The 9,382-nt window shown below is 61.7% G+C and carries 10 protein-coding genes and 1 pseudogene; 5 read left to right on the top strand and 6 right to left on the bottom strand.

Features of this window, described 5'->3' with window-relative positions; translation table 11 throughout:
• Positions 1–261: pseudogene (locus tag L9Z73_RS04935) on the top strand (sugar ABC transporter substrate-binding protein); the annotation flags it as partial.
• 168 nt (positions 262–429) lie between these two features.
• Positions 430–645: a TOBE domain-containing protein gene (locus L9Z73_RS04930; protein WP_003173733.1), complete on the top strand. Its 216-nt coding sequence runs from the start codon at positions 430–432 to the stop codon at positions 643–645.
• A gap of 54 nt (positions 646–699) precedes the next feature.
• On the opposite strand, the gene L9Z73_RS04925 is transcribed toward L9Z73_RS04930, so the two are convergent.
• Positions 700–1,845: a MalY/PatB family protein gene (locus L9Z73_RS04925; RefSeq protein ID WP_247396947.1), complete on the bottom strand. Its 1,146-nt coding sequence runs from the start codon at positions 1,843–1,845 to the stop codon at positions 700–702.
• A gap of 179 nt (positions 1,846–2,024) precedes the next feature.
• Here L9Z73_RS04925 and ggt point away from each other — a divergent pair, with 179 nt between their 5' ends.
• Positions 2,025–3,749 (top strand): gamma-glutamyltransferase, encoded by a 1,725-nt coding sequence (gene ggt, locus L9Z73_RS04920; protein ID WP_247396945.1) that lies wholly within the window; start codon positions 2,025–2,027, stop codon positions 3,747–3,749.
• A 37-nt stretch (positions 3,750–3,786) separates the two neighbouring features.
• Here ggt and L9Z73_RS04915 read toward each other — a convergent pair whose 3' ends face one another.
• The 3 genes from L9Z73_RS04915 to L9Z73_RS04905 form a co-directional block, all read right to left on the bottom strand.
• Positions 3,787–4,305, bottom strand: coding sequence for an AAA family ATPase (locus tag L9Z73_RS04915; protein ID WP_247396943.1), 519 nt, complete (start codon positions 4,303–4,305; stop codon positions 3,787–3,789).
• On the bottom strand, positions 4,302–4,868 hold the full coding sequence (pnuC, locus tag L9Z73_RS04910) for a nicotinamide riboside transporter PnuC (protein ID WP_247396941.1): 567 nt from the start codon (positions 4,866–4,868) through the stop codon (positions 4,302–4,304). Before pnuC ends, L9Z73_RS04915 begins: the two co-directional genes overlap by 4 nt.
• A 168-nt stretch (positions 4,869–5,036) precedes the next feature.
• Positions 5,037–6,671 (bottom strand): methyl-accepting chemotaxis protein, encoded by a 1,635-nt coding sequence (locus L9Z73_RS04905; protein ID WP_247396939.1) that lies wholly within the window; start codon positions 6,669–6,671, stop codon positions 5,037–5,039.
• A 229-nt stretch (positions 6,672–6,900) separates the two neighbouring features.
• Here L9Z73_RS04905 and L9Z73_RS04900 point away from each other — a divergent pair, with 229 nt between their 5' ends.
• Positions 6,901–7,731 (top strand): undecaprenyl-diphosphate phosphatase, encoded by an 831-nt coding sequence (locus L9Z73_RS04900; RefSeq protein ID WP_247396937.1) that lies wholly within the window; start codon positions 6,901–6,903, stop codon positions 7,729–7,731.
• Complete coding sequence (locus L9Z73_RS04895) at positions 7,728–8,111, top strand: DUF1294 domain-containing protein (protein WP_247396935.1); 384 nt, start codon at positions 7,728–7,730, stop codon at positions 8,109–8,111. Before L9Z73_RS04900 ends, L9Z73_RS04895 begins: the two co-directional genes overlap by 4 nt.
• Here the strand turns inward: L9Z73_RS04895 and L9Z73_RS04890 are convergent.
• Together L9Z73_RS04890 and L9Z73_RS04885 are read right to left on the bottom strand one after the other, a co-directional pair.
• Positions 8,100–8,456: an MmcQ/YjbR family DNA-binding protein gene (locus L9Z73_RS04890; RefSeq protein ID WP_247396932.1), complete on the bottom strand. Its 357-nt coding sequence runs from the start codon at positions 8,454–8,456 to the stop codon at positions 8,100–8,102. The genes L9Z73_RS04895 and L9Z73_RS04890 overlap by 12 nt on opposite strands.
• Complete coding sequence (locus L9Z73_RS04885; RefSeq protein WP_247396928.1) at positions 8,453–9,361, bottom strand: LysR substrate-binding domain-containing protein; 909 nt, start codon at positions 9,359–9,361, stop codon at positions 8,453–8,455. Before L9Z73_RS04885 ends, L9Z73_RS04890 begins: the two co-directional genes overlap by 4 nt.
• Positions 9,362–9,382: the final 21 nt, after the last annotated feature.

The raw sequence follows: 9,382 nt of genomic DNA, 5'->3' as shown, positions 1-9,382 counted from the left end.
CCGTTCGATGTGCTGCAACTGGGCTGGCGCGACGGCGTGCTGACCGCACAGAACCAGGCGCTGGGGGGTTTTCTGCGCGAGCTGGCGCGCTATCGTCCAGGCGTGTTGCGCTGGGCGCCGAACCTGGAGACGTTGCGGGTGACGGGCAGTTTTCGCCTGGATGACACCGACCGCATCCTCAAGCTGCTGGCTTCGAGCCTGGGGCTCGAAGTGCAGGCGCGGACGCGGTATTGGGTGACGTTGGATAAAGCGCCGGCCTAGATCGGATGTACGTACCACACCTTCCAGGATCGGCAAGGCCAGCGCTTGTATATGTCTGTATCGTCTAAATAAATTCTTATATATTCCTTTTAATGTCTGTTGGGGCGGCGCATTTTGAGTGCCTGCGCATTCGTGCGGATTGACCCAACAGCCAGAAGGAAAGCCGACATGACCATTAAAGCGATCAACGTGCGCAACCAGTTCAAGGGCGTGATCAAAGAAATTCTGCTGGGGGAAGTGGTGTCCGAAATCGACGTGCAAACCGCGTCCGGCATCGTCACCTCGGTGATCACCACCCGTTCGGTGCGTGATCTGGAATTGAAAGTCGGCAGTGAAGTGATTGCCTTTGTGAAGTCCACCGAAGTCTCGATCGCCAAACTGTGACACCGACCTGATGTGGGAGCGCCGCTCCCACATGCATTCTGCCGAGGCCGCACCCTAGCGCTGGCGCAGCGCACGTTCCATACGCTGCAGACCCTCTTCCAGCAACGCCCGCGGGCAGCCGAAGTTCAGGCGCACGAACTGCTGGCTGTCATCGCCGAATTCAATTCCCGCGCTCAAACCGACCTTGGCCTGTTCAAGGAAGAACTGCTGCGGGTCGTCCAGGCCCAGGTCGCTGCAATCCAGCCACGCCAGAAAGGTGCCTTGGGGCGCGTGCATGACCACGCCGGGCAGGCGGCTTTTTACCGCGTCGAGCAGGTAGTCGCGGTTGGCTTGCAGGTACTGCACCAACGCCTCGAGCCATTCGCTGCACTGGCTGTAGGCCGCGCGGGTGGCTTCCAGGCCCAGGGGGCTGACGCTATCGACCATGCCGCAGCGCGCCTGGTTGAAGCGCTCGCGCACTTCGGCGTTTTGCACCACGGCAAAACAGGTCTTCAAGCCAGCTACGTTGTAGGCCTTGCTCGCGGACATCAGGGTGATGGTGCGCTGCGCGATTTCCGGGCTGAGGCTGGCGGTGGGGATATGGCGACGACCGTCGAAGCACAACTCGGCGTGGATTTCATCGCTGATGATCAGCGCGCCCTGTTCCAGGCAGGCGTTGGCCACGGCCAGCAGTTCTTCGCGGGGGAAGACTTTGCCCATCGGGTTATGCGGGTTGCTCAGCAACAATGCGCCGGCACCTGTCAGCGCCTGGCGCAGCAGCGGCATTGGCGTGATGTACTCAGCGTTGATCAGCTCGAACGGCACTTCGATGCGCGGCAGGTTCCAGTTTCCGGGCGCCAGGCGAATCGGGCGATAGTTGGGGGTTTGCAGCACCACCGCTTGGCCGGGCTGTACAAAGGCATGCAGCGCCATGTTGAAACCGGGTTCTACGCCCGGCAGGAACAGCAACTCGTCCGGCTGCACGCGCCAGGCGTACTTGGCCCACAGGTCGGCGACGATGGCCTCGCGCACGTCCGGGCCGGCCACGCTGTAGCCGAGAATCTGCTGGTCGAGGCGTTGGTGCAGGGCCTGAAGCACGGCGGGTGGCGCGGCGATGTCCATGTCGGCGATCCACATCGGCAACACGTCTTGCGGATAACGGTTCCACTTGGTACTGCCGGTGCCGAGGCGTGGGTGGATCGTGTCGAAATCAAAACTCATGGGGAGGCTCGTGTCAGGGAGTCAGGCGAAGAATGGCGCTGATTCTAGCGTTATTGCTCGCCTAGGCCAGCGCTGAATCGTTCCGTGACCGACAGGTTCTGTCTAAAAACGTCATTGCGCTGGGGATTGCATCTGAGTCGGGCTATTTTGGGGCATCTCAATAGCCCGAGTAGCCAAGGATGAAATACCAACCCTTCAGCCGTACTTTGATTGCCACTGCCCTGGTGTTGACGGTCAGCGGTGTGCAAGCCGCCTCCCAGGCCCCGGTGGCCGGTGAAAATGGCATGGTGGTAACGGCCCAGCATCTGGCCACGCATGTCGGTGTGGATGTACTCAAGGCCGGCGGCAACGCGGTGGATGCCGCCGTGGCCGTGGGCTATGCGTTGGCGGTGGTGTACCCGGCGGCGGGTAACCTGGGCGGCGGCGGTTTCATGACCGTACAACTGGCCGACGGGCGCAAGACCTTCCTCGACTTCCGCGAAAAAGCCCCGCTGGCGGCCACCGCCGACATGTACCTGGACAAGGCTGGCAACGTCGTCGAAGGCCTGAGCGCCAAGGGCCACTTGTCCGTCGGCGTCCCCGGTACCGTGTCCGGCATGGAGCTGGCCCTGAGCAAATACGGCACTCTCAAGCGCGCCCAGGTGATTGCCCCGGCGATCAAGCTGGCGGAAAACGGCTTTGCGCTGGAGCAGGGCGATATCGACCTGCTGCACACCGCCACCGGCGAGTTCGAAAAAGACAAGGACCTGCGTGCTATTTTCCTGCACAACGGCCAGCCGCTGCAGGTCGGCCAGAAGCTGGTGCAGAAAGACCTGGCCAAGACCCTCAAGGAAATCTCGGCCAAGGGCAGCGACGGTTTCTATAAAGGTTGGGTTGCCAAGGCACTGGTGGATTCCAGCCAGGCCGGCAAAGGCATCATCACCCAGGCCGACCTCGACAAATACAAGACCCGCGAACTGGCGCCCATCGAGTGCGACTACCGTGGCTACCACGTGGTCTCGGCACCGCCGCCGAGCTCCGGTGGCGTGGTGATCTGCCAGATCATGAACATCCTCGAAGGCTACCCGATGGCCGACCTGGGCTACCACTCGGCCCAGGGCCTGCACTACCAGATCGAAGCCATGCGCCACGCGTATGTGGACCGCAACAGCTACCTCGGCGATCCGGACTTCGTCAAGAATCCGATCGAACACCTGCTGGACAAAAACTACGCAACGAAACTGCGTGACGCGATCGAACCGAACAAGGCCGGCGACTCCCAGGCGATCAAGCCGGGTGTAGCCCCCCATGAAGGCAACAACACCACCCACTATTCCATCGTCGACAAGTGGGGCAACGCGGTCTCGGTGACCTACACCCTCAACGACTGGTTCGGTGCCGGGGTGATGGCGAGCAAAACCGGGGTGATCCTCAACGATGAAATGGACGACTTCACCGTTAAGGTCGGCGTGCCGAACATGTACGGGCTGGTCCAGGGTGAAGCCAACGCCATCGCACCGGGCAAAGCCCCGCTGTCGTCGATGAGCCCGACTATCGTGACCAAGGATGGCAAGGCGGTGATGGTGGTCGGTACGCCGGGCGGCAGTCGCATTATTACGGCGACCTTGCTGACCATTCTCAACGTCATCGACTACAAGATGAACATCCAGGAGGCCGTCGACGCGCCGCGCTTCCACCAGCAGTGGATGCCGGACACCACCAACCTCGAGACCTTCGCGGTCAGCCCGGATACCCAGAAGATCCTCGAAAGCTGGGGCCACAAGTTCGCCGGGCCACAGGATGCCAACCACTTGGCGGCGATCCTGGTGGGCGCACCGTCATTGGGTGGCAAGCCGGTTGGCAACAACCGTTTCTACGGGGCGAATGACCCGCGTCGCAATACCGGCCTGTCGCTGGGCTACTAAAAGCTGCAATCTACTGTAGGAGCGAGCAAGCTCGCTCCTACAGTATTTGTTTGACCGCCGCGAAGGCTTTGACGCGGCGCTCTTCCCAATTTCCCCTGATCACTACCACAGCCTGTTGATGCTGCTGCATCCAATCCTGGCTGCCCTGGAAAAACGCCCGACGATCCGCCAATTCCGGTTGGCAACGCTGGCCGTCGGCCGTCCATTCCACGTCTTCGGGGGACAGCAGCAGGTGCAAGTCGTAGTGGCGGGCCAGCAGTTCATCGTCAAGCCACGTCGGGTAGTCGCCGAACAGGGTCTGGCTCCAGAGTTTGTTGGTCAGCAGGTGCGTGTCGAGGATCAGCAGCGCAGGGCGCTCGGCGCGGGCGGCATCTTCCCAGGCCAGTTGACCACGGGCGATGGCCGGGATATCGGCCAGCGTGGTGTCACGCTGATGGTGGTCGATGAAGTGCCGCACGTATTCGCCCACCATCAGCCCGCCAAAGTGCGCTTGCAACTGCGCGGCCAGCCAGCTTTTGCCGCTGGATTCGGGGCCGGCCAATACCACCACCTTCATGCGCGCAACGCCGGGTCAGCGCGCCATTCACGCCAGCCTTGCACGGCGATCAGGGTGAACAGCGCGTAGAGTGCGGCGGTGAGGTAGAGGCCTTTGTAGAGGAACAGCCCGACGAAAATCACATCCACGGCAATCCACAATGGCCAGCACTGCACGCGCTTTTGCGCCATCCACATCTGCGCCACCAGGCTGAAGCCGGTGAGGGCGGCGTCGAGCCAGGGTTGGGCCGCGTCGGTCCAGTGGGCCATGGCGGCGCCGAGCAGCAGGCTGCCGACTGCGCCGATAGCCAGGCTGTTCATGATCGCGGGCCAGCCCAGGCTGGTGACTTGGCGACCTGGCTTGATGTCCCCGGCGCGTCGGGTCCACTGCCACCAGCCGTAGACTTGCAGGGCGGCATAGACCACTTGCAACAGCATGTCGGAATAGAGTTTCACGTCGTAGAACACCCAGGTGTAAAGCAACACCATGACCAGGCCGATGGGCCAGCACCAGGGGTTTTGTTTGACCGTCAGCCAGACAGCGATCACCCCCAGCGCGGCGGCGAACAGTTCAAGCCCGGACATGGCGGTTCCTTGGGAGAGAGGGAGAGGGCGGGGATTGTAACCAATCTTCAAAACGCAGGAAGGCAAATGTGGGAGGGGGCTTGCCCCCGATAACGGTGTATCAGTCAGCATATTTGCAGCTGACCCACCGCTATCGGGGGCAAGCCCCCTCCCACATGTTGAGCCGCGTCAGATCTTGAACTGACGCAGCAGGCCGTCGAGTTGCTCGCTCAACCCGCGCAAGTGCGCGCTGGCCACGCTGGACTGCTCCGCCGCCACCGCGGTGCTGTGGGACAACCCGGCGGCCTGGGTCACGTTCTGGTTGATGTCCTCGACCACGTGGGCCTGTTGCAGGGTCGCGCTGGCGATCGAGGCATTCAGGCCATTGAGGTTGCGCAGGGCCTGGCCGATGGCGGTGAGGCTGGCACCGGCCTGGCCGGCCTGTTCGATGGTCAGTTGCGAAGCGCTGTGGCTGTCGCTGATGACCTTGACCGCCGCTTCCGAGTGACCTTGCAGGCGCTCGATCATGGCCTGGATTTCAGCGGTGGATTTCTGCGTGCGTTGGGCCAGCAGCCGGACTTCGTCTGCCACCACCGCAAACCCGCGCCCTTGCTCACCGGCGCGCGCGGCCTCGATGGCGGCGTTGAGGGCGAGCAGGTTGGTCTGGTCGGCAATGGAGCGGATCACTTCGAGTACGCCACCGATCTGCGTGCTTTCGCTCGACAGGGTGCGAATCACCTCCACGGCCTGGCTGATGGTGGTGGACAGTTGGTCGATCTGCTGCAAGCTGCCGTCGATGTTGACCTGGCCCTGCTCGGCCTGGGCCTGGGCATCGCGCATTTCGCTGGCGGCGTGCTCGGCGTTCTTGGCCACGTCCTGCACGCCGTAGGTGACTTCATTGATCGCGGTGGCCACCAGTTCCATCTGCTGCGATTGTTGCTGGCTGCGGTCATGGGCCTGGCTGGCGTTATTGCCCATCTCCGTGGACGACTGGCCCAGCGCATTGGCGCACATCTGCAACTGGCCGACGACCTGGCGCAGCTTGGCGGTGAAGTTGTTGAAGTGCTGGGACAGTTGGGTGACTTCGTCGCGGCCATGGGTGTCGAGGCTGCGAGTCAGGTCGCTCTCGCCGCTGGCTATATTGGCCATGGCGTTTACGGCCGCCTGCAGCGGGCGCACGATGCTGCGCACAATCAACGAGACCAGCAGGGCCATGACCACGGCGATGCCCAGGCCGATACCCGAGGCTTTCCACACTTGCACGTTGAATTCGGCTTGCACGTCATCCACATACACGCCGGAGCCGATGATCCAGCCCCATGGCTCGAACAGCTGGATATACGAGGTTTTTTTCACCGGTGCTTCAGCCCCCGGCTTCGGCCAGCTGTAATTGATGTTGCCGGCACCCTTGGCCTTGGCCAGGCTCACGAACTCGTTGAATATCGCAAAGCCGTTCGGGTCGCGAATCGACGAGAGGTTCTGACCATCGAGCTTGGGGTTGGCCGGGTGCATGATCATCACCGGCGTCAGGTCGTTGATCCAGAAATACTCATTACGGTTATAGCGCAGGCCGCGCACCGCGCTCAGCGCTTGTTTCTGTGCCGCTTCACGGGTCATGGCGCCGCTGGTTTCGAGGCTGTGATAAAACGTCAGGATTCCACTGGCGGTCTCTACGACGTGCTGGGTCTGCAGGCGCTTGGCTTGATAGAGGTCGCCATGGATCTGCTTGAGCATCAGCAAACCCAGGGTTAACAGCATCAGCACGGCGACTACCAGGATCAACCAAAGACGGCGGCTGATCGACATATTGCGCAAACTGTTCATCGTCCTGTCACTCCGTGCTTTTTATAATTCTCGGCGTTGCATCGACTTTTACGCCTTGTCTGATAGGCTTTCGGCCTGAAATCGAAAAACCTGAGTACTGCCTGATTTTTCACGGAATTTTTGCAGACCGGCGTTGAATATCAACGCCGGGCCTTTAGTGTGCTCATCGTCAGTGAACCATTAAAAAGACTAACGAGGCTTGCCGTAGAGCAAGACCTTTGGGGGAAGTATGGATTTGTGGACCGCCGCACAGGCGTTGATACTCGGCGTGGTAGAAGGGCTGACTGAGTTCCTGCCGATCTCCAGTACCGGCCACCAGATTATCGTCGCCGACTTGCTCGACTTTGGCGGCGAACGCGCCATGGCGTTCAATATCATCATTCAGCTCGGCGCGATTTTGGCGGTGGTCTGGGAGTTTCGGCGCAAGATCCTCGACGTGGTCACCGGCTTGCCGACTCAGCGCAATGCGCAGCGCTTTACCGTCAACCTGCTGATTGCGTTCCTGCCGGCCGTGGTGCTGGGGGTGATTTTCGCCGACCTGATTCACCACTATCTGTTCAACCCGATCACCGTCGCCACTGCATTAGTGTTGGGCGGCATCGTGATGTTGTGGGCGGAGCGTCGCCAGCATGAAGTGCATGCCGAAACTGTCGATGAGATCACCTGGAAGGACGCGCTCAAGGTTGGCTTTGCCCAGTGCCTGGCGATGATTCCGGGCACCTCGCGCTCGGGCTCGACCATCATCGGCGGCCTGCTGTTCGGCCTGTCGCGCAAGACCGCCACCGAGTTTTCGTTCTTCCTGGCCATGCCGACCATGGTCGGTGCGGCGGTGTACTCGGGCTATAAGTACCGCGACCTGTTCCAGCCGGCGGATCTGCCAGTGTTCGCCCTCGGGTTTGTTACCTCGTTCATCTTCGCGATGATTGCGGTCAAGGGCCTGCTCAAGTTCATCGCCAGCCATAGCTATGCGGCATTTGCCTGGTATCGGATTGCATTCGGCTTGCTGATCCTGGCGACCTGGCAGTTCGGCTGGATCGACTGGGCTGCGGCCAAGGCATGATGATTCAGCACCCGCGCCTGAAGTCGCTGATCTTTGCGCTGTTATGCGCGGCGCCGTTAGTGGGCTCGGTATTGGTGTGGCATCGCGGCGAGACCGTGATGCCGCTGGTGGCCTATGGCGTGGTCAGCGTGATCGCGTTTTTGCTGTACTGGAGCGACAAGCGCAAGGCGCGCACCGATGCTCGGCGCATCCCGGAAAACATCCTGCACGCCGTCGAGCTGGCGGGCGGTTGGCCGGGGGCGCTGATTGCCCAGCAGGTGTTCCGGCACAAGACGCGCAAGGTGTCTTATCAGGTGCTGTTCTGGGTGATCGTGCTGTTGCACCAGGTGTTTTGGCTCGACCAGTTGTTCCTCAGCGGCACGCTGTGGTCAGTCTTCTAGCAACAACCCGATCTGCGTGCGCTTGGGCAACTTGCTCACCACCAACTGGTGGGAGCGCTGTAACAGGCCACGCAATTCCTCGGTGCCCAACGGGTAGGGCGTGTTCATGATGATCCACTGCGCGCGTGCCAGGTACGGCGCCGGGTGGATGCCCGGCCGGTCCACATGGCCCAGGAACAGTTCCTTGTCGACCTTGAACGCCAACGAGTCGCCTCGTAGATTCTGCACGGCGAACATCTTGTTGCCGGCAATCGAAAACACCCGCACGCCACCCCATTTGTAGTCCTCCCGCGCGCCGGGCAGGCCCAGGCAGAAGTGCGCGACTTGTTCTTCGGTCATGTTCATAACAGGCGGTCTCCACAGCTATTAAAGCCTTCTTCCAGATAATCGATCCACGCGCGAATCGCCGGTAGCACGCCACGGCGATGTGGGTACACGGCCTGCAACCAGCCCCCCGGCAGCGACCATTGCGGCAGCAGTTGCACCAGTTGGCCGCTGGCCAGCTCTTCTTCGCAGTACATCATCGGCAGCATGGTAAAGCCCAGGCCCTTGAGTGCGCTGGCTTTGCGCACGATGAAATCATCGGTGCCCAGGCGGGCTTCCATCACCAGGTCTTCGGCGTTGCCTTGGGGATCGAGCAGGCGCAGGTGGACCATGCGGTCGGCTTCCAAGGCGCCAAGCACCGGCAATTGCTTGAGGTCGTCGAGACTATCGATCTGTCGGCCACGCGTGAGGTCCGGGCTGGCGACCAGCACCGTCTGGGCCTGGCGCAGGCGCTTGGTGACCAGCAGAGGGTCTTCGTCGCCGAGTTCGCGCACACGCAACGCCACGTCAATGCCCTCGGCCACCAAGTCGACCCGACGGTTGACCAGGGTCATTTCCATCTGGACCAGGGGGTGGGCAGCGAGAAAACCGGCGACTAGCTCCGGCAGGATGTTCTGGGCCAAGCCCACCGGGCAGCTCACCCGCAGCCGCCCACGGGGTTCGCTGGACATGCTGGCGACGGCCTCATCGGCCATTTCCGCTTCCAGCAGCATCGCCTGGCAATGGCGCAGATAACGCTCGCCGACGGCGGTCAGGGTCAGTTGCCGGGTGGTGCGTTGCAGCAGGCGCGCGCCAAGGCGTGCTTCCAGCTCGGCAATGCGCCGCGACAGCCGCGATTTGGGAATCCCCAGCAGGCGACCGGCCGCCGCGAAGCCGCCGGCTTCCACGACTTTGGCGAAATAGTAGAGGTCATTGAGGTCTTGCATGGTCGGCCTATTGTCCTGTCA

Source organism: Pseudomonas emilianonis, from assembly GCF_023072625.1.
In the GTDB taxonomy this organism is placed as follows: Bacteria; Pseudomonadota; Gammaproteobacteria; order Pseudomonadales; family Pseudomonadaceae; genus Aquipseudomonas; species Aquipseudomonas paraveronii.
The sequence above is the reverse complement of the archived record's forward strand: the minus strand, read 5'-3'. Positions and strand labels throughout refer to the sequence as shown.

Bases quoted from the DNA above. Each gene is read 5' to 3' on its own strand.
- L9Z73_RS04905 (WP_247396939.1), bottom strand. From the start codon at position 6,671: ATGAACAGTTTGCGCAATATGTCGATCAGCCGCCGTCTTTGGTTGATC.
- L9Z73_RS04890 (WP_247396932.1), bottom strand. From the start codon at position 8,456: ATGAACATGACCGAAGAACAAGTCGCGCACTTCTGCCTGGGCCTGCCC.
- ggt (WP_247396945.1), top strand. From the start codon at position 2,025: ATGAAATACCAACCCTTCAGCCGTACTTTGATTGCCACTGCCCTGGTG.
- pnuC (WP_247396941.1), bottom strand. From the start codon at position 4,868: ATGTCCGGGCTTGAACTGTTCGCCGCCGCGCTGGGGGTGATCGCTGTC.
- L9Z73_RS04930 (WP_003173733.1), top strand. From the start codon at position 430: ATGACCATTAAAGCGATCAACGTGCGCAACCAGTTCAAGGGCGTGATC.
- L9Z73_RS04895 (WP_247396935.1), top strand. From the start codon at position 7,728: ATGATGATTCAGCACCCGCGCCTGAAGTCGCTGATCTTTGCGCTGTTA.
- L9Z73_RS04885 (WP_247396928.1), bottom strand. From the start codon at position 9,361: ATGCAAGACCTCAATGACCTCTACTATTTCGCCAAAGTCGTGGAAGCC.
- L9Z73_RS04900 (WP_247396937.1), top strand. From the start codon at position 6,901: ATGGATTTGTGGACCGCCGCACAGGCGTTGATACTCGGCGTGGTAGAA.
- L9Z73_RS04925 (WP_247396947.1), bottom strand. From the start codon at position 1,845: ATGAGTTTTGATTTCGACACGATCCACCCACGCCTCGGCACCGGCAGT.
- L9Z73_RS04915 (WP_247396943.1), bottom strand. From the start codon at position 4,305: ATGAAGGTGGTGGTATTGGCCGGCCCCGAATCCAGCGGCAAAAGCTGG.